This is a genomic window from Gayadomonas joobiniege G7, assembly GCF_000300815.1.
Taxonomy (GTDB): Bacteria; Pseudomonadota; Gammaproteobacteria; order Enterobacterales; family Alteromonadaceae; genus Catenovulum; species Catenovulum joobiniege.
The window spans coordinates 56987-81094 of record NZ_AMRX01000004.1 but is presented as its reverse complement, the minus strand read 5'-3'; the positions used below and the strand labels follow the sequence as shown (position 1 = coordinate 81094).

Annotated in this window: 19 protein-coding genes; 4 read left to right on the top strand and 15 right to left on the bottom strand. The window is 41.9% G+C overall.

Going from position 1 to position 24108, the window contains the following annotated elements; all coding sequences use genetic code 11:
• Positions 1–32 precede the first annotated feature (32 nt).
• The 15 genes from C727_RS0107095 to pdhR form a co-directional block, all read right to left on the bottom strand.
• Complete coding sequence (locus C727_RS0107095; protein WP_017444936.1) at positions 33–806, bottom strand: peptidoglycan DD-metalloendopeptidase family protein; 774 nt, start codon at positions 804–806, stop codon at positions 33–35.
• Positions 806–1756 carry a DUF368 domain-containing protein gene (locus C727_RS0107090; protein ID WP_017444935.1) on the bottom strand — a complete coding sequence of 317 codons (951 nt, stop codon included), beginning with the start codon at positions 1754–1756 and terminating at the stop codon, positions 806–808. Before C727_RS0107090 ends, C727_RS0107095 begins: the two co-directional genes overlap by 1 nt.
• 24 nt (positions 1757–1780) lie before the next feature.
• A complete protein-coding gene (locus tag C727_RS0107085; RefSeq protein ID WP_017444934.1) occupies positions 1781–2428 on the bottom strand; it encodes a protein-L-isoaspartate(D-aspartate) O-methyltransferase in 648 nt (215 codons plus the stop codon).
• A gap of 19 nt (positions 2429–2447) precedes the next feature.
• Positions 2448–3200: a 5'/3'-nucleotidase SurE gene (gene surE / locus C727_RS0107080; RefSeq protein ID WP_026052603.1), complete on the bottom strand. Its 753-nt coding sequence runs from the start codon at positions 3198–3200 to the stop codon at positions 2448–2450.
• Complete coding sequence (truD, locus tag C727_RS0107075) at positions 3178–4221, bottom strand: tRNA pseudouridine(13) synthase TruD (protein WP_017444932.1); 1044 nt, start codon at positions 4219–4221, stop codon at positions 3178–3180. Before truD ends, surE begins: the two co-directional genes overlap by 23 nt.
• Positions 4222–4695 (bottom strand): 2-C-methyl-D-erythritol 2,4-cyclodiphosphate synthase, encoded by a 474-nt coding sequence (gene ispF / locus C727_RS0107070; RefSeq protein WP_017444931.1) that lies wholly within the window; start codon positions 4693–4695, stop codon positions 4222–4224.
• A complete protein-coding gene (gene ispD / locus C727_RS0107065; protein WP_017444930.1) occupies positions 4686–5393 on the bottom strand; it encodes a 2-C-methyl-D-erythritol 4-phosphate cytidylyltransferase in 708 nt (235 codons plus the stop codon). Before ispD ends, ispF begins: the two co-directional genes overlap by 10 nt.
• The gene (ftsB, locus tag C727_RS0107060) at positions 5386–5685 is read right to left on the bottom strand and encodes a cell division protein FtsB (protein WP_017444929.1); all 300 of its coding nucleotides are present in this window, start codon (positions 5683–5685) and stop codon (positions 5386–5388) included. Before ftsB ends, ispD begins: the two co-directional genes overlap by 8 nt.
• A gap of 5 nt (positions 5686–5690) precedes the next feature.
• On the bottom strand, positions 5691–6326 hold the full coding sequence (locus tag C727_RS0107055) for a hypothetical protein (RefSeq protein WP_017444928.1): 636 nt from the start codon (positions 6324–6326) through the stop codon (positions 5691–5693).
• 103 nt (positions 6327–6429) lie between these two features.
• Positions 6430–7725, bottom strand: a complete 1296-nt coding sequence (eno, locus tag C727_RS0107050) for a phosphopyruvate hydratase (protein WP_017444927.1) — start codon at positions 7723–7725, stop codon at positions 6430–6432.
• 54 nt (positions 7726–7779) lie between these two features.
• Positions 7780–9414 (bottom strand): CTP synthase, encoded by a 1635-nt coding sequence (locus C727_RS0107045; RefSeq protein WP_017444926.1) that lies wholly within the window; start codon positions 9412–9414, stop codon positions 7780–7782.
• Positions 9415–9586: 172 nt separating this feature from the next.
• Positions 9587–11020 (bottom strand): dihydrolipoyl dehydrogenase, encoded by a 1434-nt coding sequence (gene lpdA, locus C727_RS0107040; RefSeq protein ID WP_017444925.1) that lies wholly within the window; start codon positions 11018–11020, stop codon positions 9587–9589.
• A gap of 71 nt (positions 11021–11091) precedes the next feature.
• The gene (gene aceF, locus C727_RS0107035) at positions 11092–13047 is read right to left on the bottom strand and encodes a pyruvate dehydrogenase complex dihydrolipoyllysine-residue acetyltransferase (protein ID WP_017444924.1); all 1956 of its coding nucleotides are present in this window, start codon (positions 13045–13047) and stop codon (positions 11092–11094) included.
• 21 nt (positions 13048–13068) lie between these two features.
• Positions 13069–15738: a pyruvate dehydrogenase (acetyl-transferring), homodimeric type gene (aceE, locus tag C727_RS0107030; protein ID WP_017444923.1), complete on the bottom strand. Its 2670-nt coding sequence runs from the start codon at positions 15736–15738 to the stop codon at positions 13069–13071.
• 59 nt (positions 15739–15797) lie between these two features.
• A complete protein-coding gene (pdhR, locus tag C727_RS0107025) occupies positions 15798–16562 on the bottom strand; it encodes a pyruvate dehydrogenase complex transcriptional repressor PdhR (RefSeq protein ID WP_017444922.1) in 765 nt (254 codons plus the stop codon).
• A gap of 447 nt (positions 16563–17009) precedes the next feature.
• Here pdhR and C727_RS0107020 point away from each other — a divergent pair, with 447 nt between their 5' ends.
• The 4 genes from C727_RS0107020 (at position 17010) to C727_RS0107005 (ending at position 24073) form a co-directional block, all read left to right on the top strand.
• Positions 17010–19724, top strand: a complete 2715-nt coding sequence (locus C727_RS0107020; protein WP_017444921.1) for a response regulator — start codon at positions 17010–17012, stop codon at positions 19722–19724.
• Between the two features lie 110 nt (positions 19725–19834).
• Positions 19835–21637, top strand: a complete 1803-nt coding sequence (locus C727_RS0107015) for an assimilatory sulfite reductase (NADPH) flavoprotein subunit (protein WP_017444920.1) — start codon at positions 19835–19837, stop codon at positions 21635–21637.
• Complete coding sequence (cysI, locus tag C727_RS0107010) at positions 21637–23340, top strand: assimilatory sulfite reductase (NADPH) hemoprotein subunit (RefSeq protein ID WP_017444919.1); 1704 nt, start codon at positions 21637–21639, stop codon at positions 23338–23340. Before C727_RS0107015 ends, cysI begins: the two co-directional genes overlap by 1 nt.
• Positions 23327–24073: a phosphoadenylyl-sulfate reductase gene (locus C727_RS0107005; protein WP_017444918.1), complete on the top strand. Its 747-nt coding sequence runs from the start codon at positions 23327–23329 to the stop codon at positions 24071–24073. Before cysI ends, C727_RS0107005 begins: the two co-directional genes overlap by 14 nt.
• Positions 24074–24108: the final 35 nt, after the last annotated feature.

Below are 24108 nucleotides of genomic sequence, written 5' to 3'. Positions count from 1 at the left end.
AGGATACTGGTCGCGACAATATGAGGTTTTAACTAACGTTTAGGTAAGTACTTTTCAGGGTTTACCGTGCTCCCCTGATACCGTATCTCAAACCTCAACTTGACTCTATCAGCATCCGTGTCACCCATTTCAGCGATTTGCTGGCCTTTGGTTACCCAATCTTTTTCTTTTACCCGAATAACATCGTTGTGCGCATAGGCACTTAAGAAGTCATCTGAGTGTTTGATGATAATTAGGTTCCCATAACCACGCAATGCGCGCCCCGCGTAAACTACTTTTCCTGAATTAGCCGCAACCACTGGTGAGCCGCGTTTCCCTGCTATCTCAACGGCTTTAATACCAGATTCCGTATGTGAAAAACGAGTGATTATTTCACCACGGCTAGGCCATTGCCATCCAGTCGGGTTAAACCCAGATTGACTCGGTTTAACATTTTGTTTACCTTTGATAACATACGCCTCTGATTTATCCTCTGCAACCTTTTTTTTAGCTATTTTTGATTTTTTTTGATTTCTATCAATTTTGTGCTTAAGGGATAAAACTTGTCCGGGATAAATTTCATACGGTGGTGTTAAACGATTCAATTTTGCAAGCTCGCTAACACTGGTCCCTGCCCGATAGGCAATACTGTAAAGGGTATCGCCCTTTTCAACTTGATAACGATTTGCTTTTAAGCTGTTGGCTTTAAAATCATGTATTGTTGGACCTTGATAAACGTTTTTTACAGGTGCAGGCGTACCACGCTGGGCACAACCTATTAAGCCGAGTGAGATCACTAAAAAGCAAACACCTGTAAAAAATCGCATTATTCGCCCTTCAACTTATATGCGGCTTTTTCTAACCCTACAATTAAACCAATACCCAGCAGGAACATGAATATCACCATAACCAACCTATGGTCAGTCCCGGTTAAGTCAGTAAAAGTGAAGGGTGATATATTTTGCTGAATGAGGGGGACTTCTTCGCCATGTCGGTTAACAAAGGTTTCTAATGTTTGTTTCCATGGCCAAGTGACATTAAGAGAGCCAATTAAAAAGCCGGTTAACAGAGCTATCGTCAGGTTATGGTAAGTTTTCAGCAGCCAACTTAAAAACTTCGAAAATACCAATAATCCAGAGATAGCGCCCAATCCAAATGCCGCTAAAATCAAAAGGTCTAACTGATCAATGGCAATAATAAATAGTGGATACAAACCAACTAACAATAAAATAAAACTGCCGCTAATGCCCGGTAAGATCATTGCACAGATTGCCACAAAACCACCCAAAAACATGATCCAGGGCTCGCCTGATAACTGGGATGGTCTGGAAATTGAAATCCAATAAACGAACAGACTACCAGTCAATAAAGCTAACCATTCTTGCATCCGCCAACGTGCCGATGATTTAACTAATAAATATATAGATGCGAGAATAAGTCCACTGAAAAAGCCCCAAACCAGTAGCGGCTGGCTGTGCAATAATACCAATATGACAGCAGCAAAAGTTTTTAAGCTTATCAAGATACCGCCGAATACTGCCACTAAAAAATTACCGTTAATATGCTGCCAGAAAGCTTTAAAACCTTGTTTGAATAAAATCCCTACGGCAGCAAAACCCAGTTTATTTAACGAACCTATTAACTCGTCATAGATCCCACTAATAAAAGCAATAGTACCACCAGAAACGCCAGGTACTACATCTGCAGCCCCCATCGCCATACCTTTCAATAATAAAATAAAATATTCTAATTTGCTGCGCTGTTGCTGCTTTTCCATCTACACTGTCCTTAATTATAATAATTATTCTGTTTCGCCTTGAATTAAAGGCACAAAACGAACCGAGCTCAGATCTTCGCTAATAAATTCGTCTCCTCGACGGATGATCCTTTTTAAAATTTGTGTTGTCTGGCCAATCGGGATCACTAATGCACCACCGTCTACTAACTGCTCCAATAAAGCTTGTGGCACTTCAACAGCAGCGGCTGTTACCAATATTGCGTCAAAGGGACCTTTGCTCGGCCACCCTGCCCAACCGTCACCATGACGCAAACTAATATTGTGGATATCTAGTTTACGTAACAGACGACGCGCTTGAAATTGCAGAGAAGCAATGCGTTCGACCGAAAAAACTCGTTCAACTAGCTGTGAGATCACAGCTGTTTGATATCCACAGCCTGTGCCAATTTCAAGTAATTTATTAACCGGAATGTCTATATCAAGCACCAACTCAGACATTTTTGCAACAATTGCAGGTTGGGAAATAGTTTGTCCTTTACCTATCGGCAGAGCAGTGTTTTCGTACGCAATATGAGCTAGAGCTGGCTGTACAAAAGCATGCCTGGGTACGGCAGCAATGGCCGCCAGTACCTGTTTATTTGATATCCCATCTTGTTCTAGTTGTTGTGCAAGCTTTTCTCCGCTTCGTGCGGCTTTTAAACTCAACGCCATAGTTCTTTCTTATATCAGATTATAATGTTATTTGTTGCAGCCAAGGTTCTAATAAAGCGACACTTTTATAGGCTGTCATGTCAACGGTTAATGGAGTTACTGCGATATATTCGTTTGCCAAAGCGTAAAAATCACTGCCCTCAGCCGCATCCTTTATTTCACCAATCGGCCCATACCAATAAATTTCATGACCAAAAGGATCTGTTGCTTTTTGCATATCGCCAGCCTGATGCCGTCGGCCACAGCGAGTGGTCTGAATACCTTTGATCGAACTGACAGGTATATCTGGCACATTTACGTTTAAAATTTGATCAGCTGGTAACGGATGCTCGGAAAGTTTATCCAATAATTTTAAAACAACTTTTGTCGCGGCTGAAAAATCAGTCGGCCGATGACTGTTTTGCGACACAGCTATCGCAGGTAAGCCCATATGGCGACCTTCGGTCGCGGCCGCAACTGTGCCTGAATAAAGCACGTCATCGCCTAAGTTAGCCCCATGATTAATGCCAGACACCACAATGTCAGGTTTTTCATCCATTAGCTGATTAATTGCTAAGTGCACACAATCTGTAGGTGTGCCATAAACCATAAAAAAACCATTATCTAACCTTTGCACCCTAAGTGGATTACTTAACGTTAAACTATTACTGGCGCCACTACAATTCCTATCGGGGGCACATACGGTTACCTGATGATCTTTTTTTAGTGCTTGGTAAAGTGCTTTTAACCCTGACGAATGTACACCATCATCATTGCTTAATAGTATCTTCAATTTTTCCACCCGTATCTGTATAAATACAAATCTCACGCAACACAGAAGTTGCAAAGGCGCCAGCTGGCAATTTAAACGAGACGAGCAAACTCTGTTGAGCTGTATCTAACACCCAAGTAAACTCACTTGCATGTAGTTGCAAAGCACGTCTATCTTGTTTTAAACCTGCATCCACTAAACCTTGATACCAAGTAGCATGCTTATTAATGATCTCACTTTCTAAGGCATGTATTTGCCCATGAGTCGCCAGCTCACCTGCACCAACCATAGCGCCAGATAAAAGTATATCGCCTTGCTCGAATCGCTCTAATATTTCTTTATTGATTTCATCACTGGCAAAATAAGAATGTGAACCTGCTAGCATAAAAACGTCACCTGACACAGGTTTAAACATATCCTGAGAGATGCGTTGGTGCAATATCTGATTAAATATGTGCGAGCGGGCAGCTGATAAATAAATGCCACGTAACTTTTTGTCTCTAACAACAAGATCGCCGTTAAACATTTCTGTGACTGCTTTTAAATTTTTACCATCATGGCCGAATCTTTGTTCGCCAAAATAATTCGCGACACCTAAAACTTTTATACGGTTTAAACGCTCTGCTAGCTCAGTTTCACAAAATTCAGTTAACTTAATGTTAATCTTAAATAAGTTAAATTTGTGCGTGCCAGTTTTTAACTTTTTTCCATGGCGCTTATACCGAATAATCTTAGCGCCTTCCAATTGAATACTTGGCACCTCTTTTTTTATTGGCCAAGGTAAACAAAACCATTGTCTAGTGACCGCATGTCTGTCTTTCATCCCAGACGTTGATACCAAACGTGGCGCAATATTAAATGCTCGTGCGAGCTGTTTAGCGACAAAGTTAGTATTTTGGCCATTTTTTTCGACCCACAACCATAAATGCTCCCCTTGTCCATCTAGGTCAAAATGAATTTTTTCTTCAACGTAAAAGTCTTGATTTTGGCAGCGAATTTTGCCGATCGCTGTCGGTTGTCCGTGCAAATAAGCATTATTCATCTATTTTTTCTCCAGCAGAACAACAACATGTGCCGCTATGCCCTCTTTGCGCCCAGTATATCCAAGTTTTTCAGTTGTCGTGGCTTTCACATTAATCTGTTCAGTTGAGGCATTTAAGTCGATAGCCAAATTAGCCACCATGGTGTCGATATGAGGTGCCATCTTAGGAGTCTGCGCTACGATAGTGGCATCCAAATTGACCAGGGTATACCCTCTATTTTCAGCGAGTTGTTGAACCTGCTTTAATAATATTCGACTGTCAATATTTTTATACTCTGAGTCTGTATCAGGAAAGTGCCTGCCAATGTCACCCAACGCAAGTGCGCCCAAAATCGCATCACAGACAGCATGAATTAACACATCTCCATCGGAATGTGCAATAAACCCTTGCGGATGTTCGATTTTAACGCCACCCAATACGATGGGACCTGAACCACCAAATTTATGCACATCAAATCCATGCCCTATACGCATTTTTCTCTCTCTTTATTTAAATAAAATTCTGCCAATTGAAGATCATCTGGGGTAGTTATTTTTATATTGCTTGCTGTTCCTACCACGAGCTCTACCGGATAACGCGCCAACTCCATTGCTGCTGCTTCATCGGTAACTATCACGTTCGGATCTTTTAGCGCTGAAGTGAGTGCGCTCAATAGTTGTTTGTGAGGAAAAAACTGAGGTGTTTGTGCGTGCCACAAGTGACTACGGTCGTGGGTGGTTAGCACTTGTCCCTCGTTATTAGCTTGTTTTATGGTGTCTTTGACTTGGGTAGCTAATATCCCACCATGACCGAGCGCAAGACAATGTCTAACGAGTCGTTCAATATCAGCTTGCCCCACACAAGGCCGCGCAGCGTCATGGACCATAACCCAGTCAAAACCATCCCGACTAAGGTAAGACAGCCCAGATAACACAGATGCAGCTCTGGTTTCTCCACCTGGGACAACAACGACTTTGTCGGAACACTGCGCGATAATTTCAGCTAAATCTTCATCATTTGGGTTAGCGACTAACACTATTTTTTGGCAAATTGTTAAACGTTCAAATTTCGCTAAGGTATGCTGCAAAATGCTTTGACCAGCAATCTTGATATATTGTTTAGGTTTAGCTGAACCCATTCGGCTGCCAATGCCTGATGCCGGTATGACGGCTGCAATTTTATGCTTATTCATTTTGTTTTAGAGCTTTTTGAGGATCCGGTACAATACGATAAAAGGTTTCATTATTCTTAATTAAACCGAGTTCATTACGAGCCCTTTCTTCGATCGCTGCTAAGCCTGACTTTAGATCTTTGATTTCGGCTAACATCACCTGATTACGCAAGTTTAGTTCCTGATTTGATTCAACCAACTGTTTTATTTCGGTGTTTAGCGCTTTATTTTCTTGGTACGCGTTATCGCCCAACCACAAGCGATGTTGTAGCAGCAGAAAAACACATAACAAACACAGTTTAAATAGCTTCATAGTCGTCAGCTCAAGGGCTTAGGTTTATTTAAGTTTTTCCAATTGATATTGGTGGTTAACAAGAGCTCACGCAAACTCAAAGTTCGCGGTAAAGTCGCATCTTGTCCTATCCATTGATGGCCACAGGCGGCTGCGCTGATCAGGTCTTTATTGGCACGCAGCAAGCGTTTTTCACCTTCTGTCGGTTGTAGACATTGACCATATTCATCAAACCAGCCATGTTCATTTAACCGTACTTTATTCTCATCTAGCGCATCAATGCAATCCAGCCGAATGCTAGTTTCACCCTGAAGGGTTTTAACAACAGGGACGAGCAAGCCAATTTGGGCATTTTTTTGTAGCCATAAACGATTTTGCTCACTGTCTATTTTATCAGCTGGGCAGCGTCGTCTTTGTTTATTTGACCAAGTGCCATTTTGCGTATCCAATGTTAAAGGATTATCTAAACTCAATAAGGTTTCCGCGGCCCGTTTTATATAAAACGGCAAACTTTGCAGACGCTTTTTTAACTTTTCAGCGGATTCATCTAGCTCACCGAGCAGCTTAAGTTCACGCTCGTAAAACACATTACATAGCTGCGCATAAGCCAATAATTTTTGACGCTCTTCAGAAAAATCCTGCTGCGCAGAAAAATCAAACAATCCTAAACTCCAGATAAAAAAAAGGTGCTTTAACTGAATCCAATTAAAACACCATATTACACTGTTTTTAGAGCAAGATTAACTCACTCATAAGCAAATAAACTTATGCTTGCCCTTTAATTTCGCTACGACCTTTGTAAACAGCTTTATCTGCTAATACTTCTTCGATTCGTAATAACTGGTTATATTTAGCAATACGGTCTGAACGGCTCATCGAACCTGTTTTGATTTGTCCCGCAGCTGTCCCAACGGCTAAATCAGCAATAGTTGCATCCTCTGTTTCACCTGAACGGTGTGAGATAACGGCAGTGTAACCCGCGTCTTTTGCCAATTTAATCGCTTCTAACGTTTCAGTTAATGAACCGATTTGGTTAAATTTAATCAAGATAGAGTTACCAATTTTTTTATCGATACCTTCTTTCAAGATTTTGGTATTAGTTACAAACAAATCGTCACCAACTAACTGGACCTTATCACCTAATTTTTCAGTTAATACTTTCCAACCATCCCAATCACTTTCGTCTAAACCATCTTCGATTGATACGATTGGATATTCGCTCACAAGATCACCTAAATAATCAGCAAACTCGGCAGAGTTGAACGATTTACCATCACCTTTTAAGTTGTATTGACCGTCAGCATAAAATTCAGAGGCCGCACAATCTAACGCTAAAGTAATTTCTTCATTCATTTTGTAGCCAGCTTTTTCAACAGCTTCTACAATAACGGCTAATGCTTCTGAGTTAGATTTTAAATCAGGTGCAAAACCACCTTCATCACCTACAGCCGTGTTCAAACCCCGTGCGCTCAATACTTTTTTCAAGTTGTGGAAAACTTCAGCACCCATTTGAATGGCTTGACGGAAACTTTTAGCGCCAACTGGCTGAATCATAAACTCTTGAATGTCAACATTATTATCAGCGTGCTCACCGCCGTTGATAATGTTCATCATAGGAACTGGCATGCTAAATTGACCAGAAGTACCATTTAGGTCAGCAATATGCTCATATAAAGCTACCCCTTTTTCAGCCGCAGCAGCTTTTGCAACCGCTAAAGATACGGCTAAAATAGCATTCGCACCTAATTTATCTTTATTTTCAGTACCATCTAAATCTAACATGATTTGGTCGATAGCAGCTTGATCTAATGCGTCTTTACCGGCTAAAGCTGGGGCAATTAAATCGTTTACATTTGCAACTGCTTTTAATACACCTTTGCCCAGAAAACGGCCTTTGTCGCCATCACGCAGTTCTAGCGCTTCACGAGTCCCCGTAGAGGCACCGGAAGGAGCGGCAGCTCGACCAAATGCACCACTTTCTAAATAAACGTCAGCTTCAACTGTTGGATTACCACGTGAATCAATAATTTCACGACCAATGATTTTTGCAATAGATGCCATCTTTCTAAGTCCTCTTAGCTTATTTTTTCAGGTTTTAACGACCTGATAATTAAATTACTTTTTTTGTTTCTGTCTTTCTTGCGCTGCGCCAACAAACCCTTCAAACAAGGGATGTCCATCACGCGGGGTTGAGGTAAACTCAGGGTGGAACTGAGCAGCTACAAACCATGGGTGGTCTGGCAATTCAATGACTTCAACCAAACGACGATCCGCAGATAAACCAGAAAAAACCAATCCCGCTTTTTCTAATTGCTCAACATAGTTGTTGTTTACTTCATAACGATGACGGTGACGCTCATAAATTTCTAAGCTACCGTATACCTCTGCTGCCCGACTGCCTTCTTTTAGATGACACAGCTGGCTACCTAAGCGCATTGTACCACCTAAATCAGATTCATTGCTGCGGGTTTCTATATCACCTTCTGCATTTTGCCACTCGGTGATTAAACCAACAACCGGATGTGGTGTTTTTGAATCAAATTCAGTGCTGTTTGCATTTTCCAATTTGGCAACATTACGTGCAAATTCAATGAGTGCCATTTGCATGCCTAAACAAATACCCAAATAAGGCACACCATTTTCACGTGCGTATTGCGCCGCCAACATTTTTCCATTGGTCCCACGCTCACCAAAACCACCTGGAACTAAAATCGCGTCTAAGTGTGCAATTTTGCTTACCCCTTTAGACTCTAAGTCTTGGGAATCAACATATTCGATATTGACTGTAACCCGTTTTTTTAACCCTGCATGTTTTAACGCTTCGTTCACGGATTTGTATGCATCTGCCAACTCAACATATTTGCCTATCATACCAATAGTCACTTCACCAGTCGGATTTGACTCTTCGTATAACACCTGCTCCCATTCAACCAGATCAGCTTCAGGGCATTCAATATGAAATCGGCGAGTGATCAGTTCGTCCAAACCTTGTGATTTTAATAACGCCGGAATACGATAAATACTATCAACGTCTTTTAACGAGATAACCGCTTTTTCTTCAACATTGGTGAATAAAGATATTTTTTTACGTTCATTCGCCGGGATCGCATTTTCAGATCGACATATCAGAATATCTGGCTGAATACCGATTGAACGCAATTCTTTGACCGAATGTTGAGTTGGTTTTGTTTTAACTTCGCCCGAAGCTTTCATGTAAGGAACAAGTGTGAGGTGCATAAACATAGCTTGCTCACGACCAATTTCAGTACCCAACTGACGAATAGCTTCTAAAAACGGTTGTGATTCTATATCACCGACAGTTCCGCCAATTTCGACTAAAGCAACATCAAAGCCTTTTGCCCCTTCGATAACTCGGCGTTTTATTTCGTTTGTGATATGAGGAATAACCTGAATGGTCGCACCTAAATAATCACCACGTCTTTCGCGCGCTAAGACGTCTTTATATACGCGCCCTTGTGTAAAGTTATTGGCACAAGTCATTTTGGTACGAATAAATCTTTCGTAGTGCCCCAAATCAAGGTCGGTCTCAGCACCATCCTCTGTCACATAAACTTCACCATGTTGAATCGGACTCATAGTACCTGGATCAACATTGATGTATGGATCAAGTTTCATTATGGTGACTTTTAAACCACGTGCTTCCAGAATAGCAGCCAAAGAAGCAGCAGCAATCCCCTTACCTAGTGAGGATACAACCCCGCCAGTTACAAAAATATATCGAGTTGTCATGTGGAACCTGAAATATAGAACGAAAGAATTATAGATATTACGGACGGGACGTGAGTATACCAGAGAGCTAGATAACAAAACAAATGCAGATCGCCGATCCGGCAAAAATTATCATAGGAAATTGCAACAAAACAAACCGGTAAAAAATACCGGCTTGTTTGTTAACAATAAATTACTTCTTTTTAACCGCTTTTTTATTCGGTAAGTCAGTAATTGAACCTTCGTACACTTCAGAAGCTAAACCGACTGATTCGTGCAAAGTTGGGTGAGCGTGAATAGTCAATGCAATATCTTCGGCATCACAACCCATTTCGATCGCTAAACAGATTTCACCAAGCAATTCACCACCGTGGCTACCTACGATAGCACCGCCAAGTAACTTATGTGAATCTTTTTCAAAAATCAATTTAGTGAAACCATCATCGGCATTAGAGGCAATCGCTCGGCCAGACGCAGCCCAAGGGAATACCGCTGTTTCATAGCTAATCCCCTGCTCTTTAGCTTCTTTTTCAGTTAAGCCAGCCCAAGCAACTTCTGGATCTGTGTAAGCAATTGAAGGGATCACTTTTGGTTCAAAATAATGTTTTTTACCAGCAATCACTTCAGCAGCAACATGAGCTTCATGAACTGCTTTGTGTGCTAACATAGGTTGACCAACTAGATCCCCAATCGCAAAAATATGCGGAACATTGGTTTTCATTTGTTTATCAACATTGATAAAACCACGATCAGTCACCTCAACACCTGCTTTTTCAGCGTCAATTAAACCACCGTTAGGCGCACGACCAACAGCCACTAATACGGCATCGTATTTAACTGGCTCGCTTGGTGCTGCCTTGCCTTCAAAGCTAACATAAATACCATCCTCTTTAGCTTCAACTGCAGTCACTTTGGTTTCTAACATGATGTTATTAAATTTTTTCTCCATCGCTTTGGTGAAAGGTTTAATAATATCCTTATCCGCCGCAGGGATCATTTGATCCATAAATTCAACAACATCAATTTGGGTACCTAATGCGCTATATACACAGCCCATCTCTAGGCCTATGATACCACCACCTAATACCAGCATTTTTTCTGGTAAAAATGGCATTTCAAGTGCATCAGTCGAGTCCCAGATACGTTTATCATCATGTGGGATAAAAGGTAGTTTAACCGGTCTAGAACCAGCGGCTATGATTGCATTGTCAAATTTAACCTCAGTTACACTACCGTCATCCGCTGTTACTGCTAATGAATTGCTACCGGTAAATTTACCATAACCGTTAACAACCTTAACTTTGCGCATTTTTGCCATACCGGCAACACCGCCGCTTAATTTGTTTACGACTTTATCTTTATGCGAACGCAGTTTATCCAGATCAATCTCTGGTGTACCAAAGCTAATACCTTCGTGTTCCATATTTTGCGCGTCAACCAAATGTTTGGTCACGTGTAATAGGGCTTTTGAAGGAATACAGCCAACATTCAAACAGACGCCACCTAATGCACTGTAGCGTTCTACCAATGTAACATCCAGACCTAAATCAGCGGCTCGAAACGCTGCTGAATAACCGCCCGGACCTGAACCCAGTACAACTACCTGAGTTTTGACTTCGTTACTCATAAACATCCTCGGCTTATCATATTTTAGGCCAGCCTGAGCCAGCCTGCTCATTGTTTATGTAAAGTGCTTGTTTATAACACTAAACGGCGAATATCTGACAGGTTTGCTGCCAACTCTACAGAGAATCTTGCTCCTAATGCACCATCAATAACTCTATGGTCATATGATAAACTTAACGGGCACATTAATTTAGGTACAAATTCTTGACCATTCCATTTAGGTTTCATTTCGGCTTTAGAAACCCCAAGAATTGCCACTTCAGGCCAGTTCACGATTGGCGTGAACGCAGTTCCGCCGATGCCACCTAAACTAGAGATAGTAAAACAGCCACCTTGCATGTCGGCCGCTTTTAACTTGCCTGCACGTGCTTTTTTACTGATGTCCATTAACTCTTGAGATAAAGCTTCTAATCCTTTTTTATTGACATCTTTAATCACAGGAACGACTAATCCGTTCGGTGTGTCGACTGCGATGCCAATATTAACGTATTTTTTCAAGATTAATGATTCACCATCTGACGACAGAGATGAGTTAAATGTTGGGAATTTTTCCAACGCTTTTGCTGCGGCTTTTAATACAAACACTAACGGCGTGTGTTTAACACCGGTTTGTAATTTTTGATGGCGCGCATTTTCGCTCTTACGGAAATTTTCTAACTCGGTAATGTCCGCTTCATCAAATTGAGTAACGTGTGGGATCTGAACCCAGTTTCTATGCAGGCTAGGACCTGAAATTTTCTGGATACGAGATAATGGTTTTTCTTCCACTTCGCCAAACTTACTAAAATCAATCTTAGGCGAAGGAACTACTTTAAAGTCACCCGAAGCAGAACTCGCTTGAGCTGCACCTTCAGAGCGCGGTTTAGCTAATTCGGCTTTGACCCAGTTTTGCACGTCTTCTTTAACGATACGACCTTTACGGCCAGTACCTTTGACCTTGCTTAAATCAACACCAAATTCACGAGCAATACGTCGTACAGACGGACCGGCGTGAACTTTATTGCTAATCGGGGCAGGCTCATTGGCTACAGGCGCAGGTTTACGCTCAGCCGGCGCTGGCGTCGCTGAGGCTGGCGCTGGAGCTGCTTGCTCAGCAGGCGCCGGTGCAGACGCAGCTGCTTTGGTTTCAATCAAGGCAATTAAACTACCTTGCGAAACTTTGTCGCCGGTTGCGACTTTAAGCTCTTTTACAGTACCCGCAAAAGGTGCAGGTACATCCATAGTTGCTTTATCAGTTTCTAGCGTGATTAAACCCGCTTCTTCTTCAACTTCATCACCAACGGCCACCAACAACTCGATCACATCCACGCCGTCTGCATCACCAATATCTGGTACATGTACTTCTTTCACTTCACTTGCAGCGGCTGCAGGCGCTGGCGCGGGAGCCGGTGCTGGAGTCGAAGAAGGTGCCGGTGCAACTTGCTCAGATCCCGCGGCTTGTTCGCCGCCACCTGAAGTTTCTAATAATAAAACGAGTGAACCTTGTGACACTTTATCACCAACTTTGACTTTGAGTGACTTAACAGTACCGGCTTGTGGTGCAGGCACGTCCATAGTCGCTTTATCAGTCTCAAGTGTGATCAAACCCGCTTCTTCTTCAATTTTTTCACCTTCGCTCACCAACACTTCAATGACTTCAACATCGCTAGCATCACCAATGTCTGGTACTTCAACTTCAATGACTGAGCTATTGCCAGCTGCAGGTGCTGGACTCGGCGTAGGCGCTGGGGCTGGGGCTGGCGCAGCTTCTTCAGAAGCTTTTTGTTCAGGTTCCGCAGCCGCTTCACCTGAATCTGCTTCTAATTTTACGATTAAAGTGCCTTCTGACACTTTATCACCAACGGCAACCGTGATTTCCGCGACTTTACCAGCAAAAGGGGCTGGTACGTCCATTGAAGCTTTATCACTTTCAACAGTGATCAAAGCATCCTCTGCTTCAACTGTATCACCAACAGCAACCGCTAGTTCTATTACTTCTACTTCATCGCCGCCAATATCTGGGACTAAAACATCTTTTAGATTTGCCATATTCTTTTCCTAACTTCCCCGTTATGCATAAAGTGGGTTAATCTTTTCAGGATTAATGTCAAATTTAGCGATTGCTTCACTAACCAGCTTTTTATCAATTTCACCACGTTTGGCTAATTCGCTTAACGCAGCTAGTACAATGTAGTGAGCATTCACTTCGAAGTGTTTGCGCAGATTTTCACGACTATCTGAACGACCAAAACCATCTGTACCAAGTACTTTATAGTCTGTTGGTACATAAGCTCGGATCTGATCAGCATATAGTTTCATATAATCAGTCACTGCAATCGCCGGACCTTCGCTTTGCTCCAACACTTCTGTAACATAAGCTTTACGCGGCTCTGAGTCAGGGTGCAACATATTCCAACGCTCAACATCTTGACCGTCACGCGCTAACTCATTAAATGAAGTCACGCTGTAAATGTCTGAAGTAATGCCGTAATCATTTGCTAAGATGTCAGCTGCTTCACGCGCTCGCTCTAAAATAACACCTGAGCTCAATAAACTAACATTTGCTTTGGCTTTTTTAACTTCGGTATTGGCAAACTTATAAATACCTTTAACTATGCCCTCTTCAACCCCTTCTGGCATTGCCGGTTGAACATAGTTTTCATTCATCACAGTCAGGTAATAGAAGACATTTTCTTGTTCACCGTACATACGACGGATACCGTCTTGTACAATGACAGCAACTTCGTAGCCATATGTCGGGTCATAAGTGATACAGTTAGGCACGGTACCAAAATGTAAGTGAGAGTGACCATCTTCGTGCTGGAGACCTTCACCGTTTAGCGTTGTACGGCCTGCCGTACCACCAATTAAGAAACCACGTGCTTGTAAATCACCGGCCGCCCAAACCATGTCACCAACACGTTGGAAACCAAACATCGAATAGTAAATGTAGAATGGGATCATAGGTAAGTCGTTGACCGAGTATGAAGTGGCGGCCGACACCCATGAAGACATTGCGCCTAATTCGTTAATACCTTCTTGTAAAACTTGGCCTTTTTTATCTTCGCGATAATAAGCGACTTGGTCTTTATCTTGCGGCGTATATTTTTGCCCTTCGTGAGCATAAATTCCTACTTGACGGAAAAGACCTTCCATACCAAAAGTACGTGCTTCGTCCGGTATAATAGGCACTATATGCTTGCCAATTTTTTTGTCTTTTAATAGAGCTGTTAACACTCGGACAAAAGCCATTGTAGTTGATATTTCGCGATCTTTCGAACCGTCAGTGACCGCTTTAAAAGCATCAATCTTAGGCAGCTCAAGCTCAACCGTGGTATTAGCTAAACGCTTAGGCATATATCCGTGCAACGCTTCGCGGCGTTCACGCATGTATTTTGCTTCTGGGCTATTTTCAGGGAATTTATAATAAGGTAATTTTTCCAGATCTTCATCAGCCACTGGGACATTAAATCGGTCACGCAAGTGGCGAACCGCTTCTACGTCTAATTTTTTGACTTGGTGTGCGATGTTTTTACCTTCGCCCGCTTCACCCATACCATAACCTTTGACGGTTTTGGCTAGAATGACAGATGGACGGCCTTTGGTCTTTTTAGCTTTATCGTATGCTGCATAAACTTTAACTGGATCGTGACCACCACGGTTCAAGCGCCAAATGTCATCATCTGACATGTTTGCAACCATTTCGCGTAACTCTGGGTATTTACCAAAAAAGTGTTCACGAGTAAAAGCGCCACCTTTAGCTTTAAAGTTTTGATAGTCACCATCAACCGTTTCTTCCATTAACTGGCGTAATTTACCTGACGTGTCTTTAGCTAAAAGCGGATCCCAGTATCGACCCCAAATGACTTTAATCACTTCCCAGCCGGCACCACGGAACGTGCCTTCTAGTTCTTGGATAATTTTACCGTTACCACGAACTGGGCCATCTAAACGCTGTAAGTTACAGTTAACAACAAAAACCAAATTGTCTAATTCTTCACGTGATGCTAAACCAATTGCACCCAAAGATTCTGGCTCATCAATCTCGCCATCACCTAAATAACAATAAACCGTTTGCTCGCTGCAGTCTTTAATCCCGCGATCAGTTAGATACTTTAAAAATCTTGCCTGATAAATTGCCTGCATCGGACCAAGACCCATAGAAACGGTTGGGAATTGCCAAAAGTCTGGCATTAGTTTTGGATGCGGGTAAGAAGATAAACCATCAGCAAAAGCCTCTTGACGGAAGTTATCTAACTGAGACTCTGTCAAACGACCTTCTAAAAAAGCACGAGAGTAGATTCCTGGCGAAATATGACCTTGGAAATATACTAAGTCACCACCATCTTTTTCGTTTGGCGCACGGTAGAAGTGGTTAAATGCCACATCATATAACATGGCCGATGAGGCGAAACTCGATATATGGCCACCAAGCTCCAGATCTTTTTTTGAGCCACGTAAAACCATCATCACCGCGTTCCAGCGAATTGCTGCTCGAATACGTGCTTCTAGTTCACGATCTCCAGGCATATTAGGTTCCTGGCCCGCCGGTATGGTATTGACATAACCAGTGGTCGAGGTGAATGGCATATGGGCGCCATTACGACGAGAAGTATCGATTAGCTTTTCCAATAAATAATGAGCACGTTCAGGCCCTTCCTGTTCAAGAACAGATTCAAGGGCGTCTAACCACTCAGTTGTTTCTATCGGATCCACATCATGATTCAGGACGTCAGACATATAGTTTTCCTTTATCGTTAGGCTTAGCGGGAAAAACTCACCCGTCTCATCTAGCCAGTCTAATGTTTTAGTTCTTTTTGCACACGGCGCATCGCTCGCTGCAAGCGGTTTTCTTCTTGCCCTAATTGAAGCAAACACTCTTCAATATAAGACAAATGATGGTGCGAAGCCAGACGTGCCTGCTCGGGGTCACGCGCCAGAATCGCGTTTAACAATGAATTTCTGTGTTCATCAAGACTTTGCAATATGCTGTCTCTAACAGAAAGAATGTCAAAATTTTGTTCGATATTTTTTTTAATTAGGACAGCCATTCCCTGTACTAAGTGAACGATAACTAAATTATGCGAAGCTTGGGCTATCGCTAAATAAAAATTATAAACGGCTTCAACTTGCTCGGAAATTGTGGATTGTGCAGCTTTTCTAGTCAACTCAAAACCCGACTTTATCTGTTCAAAGTCCGCTTCAGTTCCTCGTAAAGCCGCATAATAAGCAGAAATTCCTTCTAATGCGTGGCGAAACTCTAACAGATCAAATTGGGTTTCTGGATTTGACGAAATAAGTTGAAACAAAGGATCGGTTAGCGCACTTTGCAATTGGCTATGCACATAAGTGCCACCACCCTGTTTACGATAGACTAAACCTTTAGCTTCCAGTTTTTGAATTGCTTCACGCAACGAAGGACGAGAGACATCAAACCGACGAGCCAGCTCACGCTCCGGCGGCAATTTTTGCCCCGGCAATAAGCTGCCTTCTAAAATCATTGCTTCTAGCTGTTGTAAGATTACATCGGCCAATTTTGGTTGACGGATTTTTGAATAACTCATCGCACTCTATAATAAGGGAAATTGGTATTACCAATTAGGTAGGTATACGATAGCAAATGACACCCGCTTTGTAAACGAAGGTATCGGTTATTTAGCTAAATGTTACAGTTGTCATACCAGAAGATGCAACCCCTATTCAATTCGCTAAGTAAGTCGCTGTTTGGCTTAACCTAAAATACCAATTTGGCCACCAAAGTTGTCCCTGAAGTTGCGCTATCTGCATTCCTCTGCGCGAATTATTTTTTATTCCAATACCCGTTATAGTGTTCAGTTATTGGAGCCACTTAAACAAAATGGTGGATGAGTCAATCCTATTTTACGTCTATTTAGCCTCATCTTAATTGAATACCATATGTGTTAACTAGACAGTGTCAACACATTTTTAAATTGAACTCATTAACGCTTGTGCATAAGATATCAAAATCGGTTAAATTTTTTGGTTGATTTATGTTTAAACCCAGCCTGCTAAGTAATGCTGTTTTTTTTTCTATTCTGCCCAGCATCATAATGACGGTTGGGATCTGTCTTTACACCGTATATCACAGCAACCAAAAGCAAGATGCGCTCTTAGAACGACAAGTCACTACTTTGTTAGATGCCGTCAGCTACATTAGTGAAACTGGCCTAAAAGAAAAACGCCCCAGTACACTCGCACAGCAACTAAGAAACATACATGCCCGTTCCAGCTTACCTGTATACAGGATAAAAGTGTTTAGCGCGAATGGTCGTTTGTTCGCCGCTTCTAAAGCGGATGAAAAACCGCATAGATACGAAACGCGACAGCTTATCGATAGCCAAAAAATCCTGTATGCAAATTCAGATGAAAACACCCTAATCCCAATAGGTGAAGTCATAATAACCCTAGACGTTTCTGGCGAAGTTTACGACAAGTTTACTAGCAACTTAAACGTCATTATTATGCTTATTTTGGCTGTCGTACTAACCAGCATTATTATGCTGACTTTAGTGAATAAGCTATTAAAACCGCTCAATGCGTTTGTTGGCGCCGTAAAACGTATAGGTAGCGGGGATCTTAAATATCGCCTTGATACACCAGTTGAATACGAGCTAAACGAATTAAAAGAAGGTATCAATCGGATGGCCGAACAATTATATGATAATCAGTCCCGTCTTGAATCAGAAATTGAAGAAGCCACCCGCGAATTACAACATAACTTGCTCTTAGTTGAAGAAAAAAATGCCGAATTAGATATCGCTCGCAAAGAAGCCGAAGAAGGCAGTAAAATTAAGTCAGAGTTTTTAGCCACAATGTCTCATGAAGTTAGAACTCCACTGAACGCGATTGTGGGTTTCACTAACGAATTAAAAAAAGCCAAACTGCCGCAACCCTATGCAGACTATGTCGCCATCATGCACAAATCAACCGATAGTTTAATGGCTATCGTGAATGATATTTTGGATTTTTCTAAAATAGAAGCAGGCAAAATGGAACTTGACCAATCGACCTTTCGACTCGGAGACACCATTGAAGATGTTGTTAAGTTAATGGCCCGAGATGCTTTTGCCAAAAATCTTGTTTTTTCGTATGAAGCAGATCGTATCCCTACAACGGCCATCGGCGATGAACGTCGCTTTAAACAAATCATTACCAATTTATTGTCCAACGCTATCAAATTCACACGTGAAGGTTTTGTCATTTTACGGATACATTTAGAACCCGTTTCGCAAAGTCAAAAGTATTTAATTATCGAAGTTGAAGACTCAGGCATTGGCATCGACATAGATAAACAAAAAAAGCTCTTCACGGCATTTCAGCAAGCTGATGCAAGTACGACTAGAGAATATGGTGGTACTGGGTTAGGTTTAGCTATTACTTATGGTTTGGTCCAGCAAATGAATGGCCACATGCGATTAACGAGTCAAGCAGGGCATGGTGCCTGTTTTACTATTACTTTGCCAATCACCACGTCACAGGGTGAAACTCAAAGTCCACTATCCGACATTCAAAGCGCCCTCATTTTTGATCCGCATGTAATCACCGCGGCCAGCTATCAAAAGCTATTTGAACAAAGCGCTGCAATTGTAGACGTATGTCATGATATCGAACAATGGGAAGACAAAATAAATGGTGAAACTCAATATGATCTTATCGTAATCGCAAGTGATTGTGATGAAGAATCTATAGAGCTCACACCACTGCAGGCTGGCTTTGCCAATAAAAATCAAGCTGACGCATTCATTGTTCTAGCTGTGCCTTTATACACCTCACTACCAGAACAAAGCAAAGCCAACTTAAAAGACTGGCCAGTATGTGAAAAACCTTTTACGTTAACGCGCTTAAAAACCTTATGGCAAAGAAATGCAAGACGCTCGGACAAAAAAGTCGCCCAATTAAACCCCACAACGGCCGTAGATCAAATCCAACACACTTCAGGTGATGCGCAAATAAAAATGCTCGCGGTAGATGACAACGAAACCAATTTAAAACTCTTATCCGCTATCTTACGAGATCAAAAAGTGGAGCTCACCACCGCTTCTCAAGGCAGTCAGGCGGTTAACTTATGCCAAAACAATGCTTATGACCTTATTTTAATGGATGTGCAAATGCCCAATATGGATGGCGTGGAGGCGTGTCGTTTGATTCGCCAAAGCCAGTTGAATCAACAAACACCCGTCATTGCGTTTACTGCGCATGCGTTTAAAGAAGAAAGAGAAAAATTATTACGGTCCGGCATGGATGATTATTTAGCCAAACCGATAGATATGGAAAAATTTAACCGCCTTGTGAACAAGTGGGTTACAAGTACGAGTCGTAAAAACCAGCCACAGGCGGTAAAAGCACAAAAGAATGAAACCGACACAAGGTTACAAACGATCGATTGGACTTTATGTTTACAAAAAGCCAACCACAATGAAGATATCGCAAAAGAGTTGCTGGCGATGTTGATAGACAGCTTTAAGCATGTAAAGTCAGATATAGAAAAATGCTACCAAGCACAAGATCACAGTGAATTATTAGAGGTGATACATAAATTTCATGGCTCAACCTGTTATTCGGGCGTTCCTCGCTTGCGTTCACTCACCAACAGGTTAGAATCGCAGCTGAAAAAAGGCATACTGCTTAATATTGATAAATTAGTAGAGCAATTGTTAGCTGAGATGGAAGCGGTAACCAGAGCATTTACCGAGTACAAAGCTTAACGACATTTTGCATATTCCAAAATGAAATAAAAAATTTGTATTTATTCTTTCCAGTTATCAATGATACCTCTAAAATATGCACATAAATTAATCTAGGATTGTTTGGGAATATGTCGTCGCAAAACACACAAGTCTTCAGCCCAATTACTGAAGAGCAACTCACACAGTTAAATAAAATCACCGCTTCTATGTCAGCCAACCAGTTGTCTTGGGTTAGCGGTTATTTATTTGGACTTTCACAATCTGGCCAAGCACAACCTGCAACCGCCAATGTTACCGCCTCAGCCCCTGCTGCAGCACATAAATTAACTATTTTATACGGCTCACAAACCGGTAACGCAAAAGGAGTTGCAGAACAAGCAGAAGCGGCTGCAAAAGCAGCAGGCCTTGATGTACGCTGCATTTCAATGGGCGACTATAAAAATAAAGAATTAAAATCAGAAACTCACGTTCTGATCACAAGTTGTACCCAAGGTGAAGGTGATCCACCAGATGATGCAATTGATTTCCACGAATTTTTGGTCAGCAAAAAAGCACCAAAATTAAACAATACTAAGTACTCTGTATTGTCTTTAGGTGATTCTTCGTATGAGTTTTTCTGCCAAACCGGTAAAGACTTTGATGAGCGCCTAGCTAAATTAGGCGCAACTGCAATCGAACCTAGAGTTGACTGCGACGTTGAATATGAAGCCGATGCTGCTGCTTGGATTGAACGAGCCGTTACAGCTATGAGCAAAGACATGCAGTCAGGACAAGCAGCTCAAGTCAGCGTATCTGCTGCCGCGACACCAACTGCAGTTGAATCAGCGTACAATAAAAAGAATCCGTTCCCTGCAACATTAGAAACAAACCAAAAGATCACTGGCCGCGATTCAATAAAAGATATCCGCCATTTTGAAATATCTTTAGCTGATTCAGGGTTAACCTATCAACCTGGTGATTCGTTAGGTGTTTGGTTCAAAAATGATGCCGCTATCGTTGCCGAGTTGATTGAACTATTATCGATGGATGCCAACGCAAGTATTAAAGTTGAAGAGCACACGCTAACGCTAACAGAGGCGCTAACTGAATACTTTGAACTGACATTAAGTCATCCAGGTTTTGTCGCAAAGTATGCAGAATTAACCAATAACAAGACGTTAATAGAATTAGCGGCTGATCGCCAAGCATTGCGGGAGTATATCGAACCACGTCAATTAATTGATATTGTTAGAGAACACCCAGCTGAACTGGCGGCAGAACAATTTGTTAGCTGCTTACGCCGTTTAACGCCACGACTTTATTCAATAGCTTCAAGCCAAGCTGAAGTTGATGAAGAAGTTCATTTAACAGTTGCTTTAGTTAAATATGATGCGTTTGGACAAGAACACCAAGGCGGTGCTTCTGGGTATTTAGCTGAACGGATCGAAGAAGGCGATGAAGTTAAAGTCTTTATTGAACATAGCCACTTTCGTTTACCAGAAGATAACTCGCCTGTTATCATGGTTGGTCCTGGTACCGGCGTTGCACCTTTCCGTGCATTTATTCAAGAAATTGACGCCAACGACCGCGAAAATGATACTTGGTTATTTTTTGGTAACCCGACGTTCACCGAAGACTTTTTATATCAAGTTGAATGGCAAGATTATTTAAAACGTAACGTCTTAAACCGCATTGACTTGGCCTTCTCACGGGACCAAAAAGAAAAAATCTATGTACAACATAGATTGCTTGAACAAGCTGCAGATATTTGGCAGTGGTTAGAAAAAGGTGCTTACTTTTATGTTTGTGGAGACGCAACATATATGGCCAAAGATGTTCATGAAGCATTAGTCACCATCATCGAACAGCAAGGTGGGAAAAGCCGTGAAGAGGCCGAAGCTTATGTCAGCGACATGCGTAAAAACAAACGTTATCAGAGAGATGTTTACTAATGAGTGATAAAAAATTAGCCGCTAACGAATACATTAAAATTAACAGTAACTACCTTCGTGGCACACTCGAAGAAAGCCTTGCCGATCAGACCACAGGGGCGGTTGCTGAGGATGATACTCAATTAACTAAGTTTCATGGTTTTTACATGCAGGATGACAGAGACATCCGTGCTGAACGTAAAAAGCAGAAATTAGAACCTAAACATACTTTCATGTTACGCGCTCGTATCCCTGGTGGTGTTATCACTATGCCCCAATGGTTACAAATTGATGAGATTGCAGACGAGTTGACCGATTATGCATCTATTCGTTTAACGACGCGACAAACTTTTCAATACCATGGTATTTTGAAGCGTAACTTAAAGCCCCTGATTAAAGGTTTATATCAAGTTAAGCTAGATTCTATTGCCGCTTGTGGTGACGTTAACCGTAATGTTATGTGTAATACCAACCCGGTTGAGTCAAAATTGCAGCAAGATACTTATCAATGGGCCGTCAAAATTTCTGAGCACTTGTTACCAAAAACCCGTGCTTATTATGAGCTATGGTTAGATGAAGAAAAAATCGAAACCAGCCCAGAAGACGAGCAAGAACCAGTATATGGCCGCACTTATTTACCCCGTAAGTTCAAAATTGCCGTTGCGGTTCCACCTCATAATGACGTAGATATCAGTGCAAACGATTTAAGCTTTATTGCCATCGCTGATGAAAACGGTAATTTAGCTGGATTTAACGTTGCAGTGGGTGGTGGCATGGGTTCAACCCATGGTGATGTAAACACCTATCCGCAATTAGCACGCGTTTTAGGTTTTATTAAACCAGAAGATACTAATGATTTTGCCCAGGCAGTGATGTTAACGCAACGCGATTTTGGCAACCGAGAAAATCGTAAGCGTGCACGAACCAAATATACCGTTGATACCTTAGGTGTTGATCAATTCCGAGAAGAAACCGAAAAACGAGCAGGCAAAAAATTTGAGCCGGCCCGAGATTACGAGTTTACTCAACAAGGCGACCGTTTTGGTTGGGTAGAAAGTTTAGACAACAAATGGCATTTAACCGTCTTTTTAGAAGCAGGCCGAATTGTTGATCGTGAAGGCGCCCCATTAAAAACAGGTTTACGCGAAATCGCCAAAATCCATAAAGGCGAATATCGTATGACAGCCAATCAAAATATTATGATTGCGAACGTTGCTTCTGAAGACAAAAAACAAATCGAAGATTTATGCCGACAATACGGATTATTAGGTCAAGTATTGTCGCCGATTATGCTGAATAGCATTGCGTGTGTAGCCATGCCAACTTGTGCTTTAGCAATGGCTGAGAGTGAGCGCTATCTACCTCGTTTAATTGAAAAGTTTGATGTTTTAGCCGAAAAACATGGCATTGAAGAACAAGAAATCGTGACCCGTATGACAGGCTGTCCAAATGGCTGTGGCCGACCATTTTTAGCCGAAATTGGCATGGTTGGTAAAGGTCCAGGAAAATATAACCTGTATTTAGGGGCTGACGGTAAAGGCACTCGCTTAAATCAAATGTACAAAGAAAACATTGGTGAAGACGAGATCCTAGCCGAAATCGATAAGCTTTTTGCGCATTACGCTAAAGATCGCCAGCAAAATGAAAGATTCGGTGATTTTGTCGTTCGCGAAGGCTATGTTAATGCTGTTTACGATGGTCGTGAGTTTCATGTCACAAACTGATTTTAATGAACTGCTAACAGCCCCAGCTGAAGTTCAAGCTGAAACGCTGCAAAAAGTTAACCAGACACTTGAGTCGCTATCGGCTCAAGAAAGGGTTATCTGGGCAAAAAACAATTTGCCGGACGGCCAAATTCTGTCGTCTAGCTTCGGTATTCAAGCTGCAGTCATGTTAAATTTGGTCAATAGCGAAATTGAACAAATCCCTGTGGTTTTAACGGATACTGGTTATTTATTTCCAGAAACCTATGATTTTATTGACCAACTGACAGAACGCCTAAATTTAAACCTAAAAGTATACCAAGCGCCTTGGTCATCTGCATGGCAAGAACAGCGCTGGGGCAAACTTTGGGAACAAGGCATTGAAGGTATTGAAAAATACAATCAAATTAATAAAGTTGAGCCAATGAAACGCGCATTAGAAGAACTGCAAGCAAAAGTTTGGTTCACCGGATTACGACGTGACCAAGCGAGTTCTCGTGCATCTTTACCTGTATTGCAAATTAGTAGTGGCCGTTATAAGTTTTATCCGATCATTGATTGGACCAACAAAGACGTGCACTATTACCTAAAAGAGCACAACCTTCCGTATCATCCACTATGGGACCAAGGTTATGTTTCAGTTGGGGACTGGCACACTTCACGTCCACTTGAATTAGGCATGAGCGAAGAAGAAACCCGTTTTTTTGGCCTAAAAAGAGAATGTGGTTTACACGAAGGTGGCAGCGGCATATAAAAATGCCTATGAGTCATGTTAAAACGCCCTTCGGG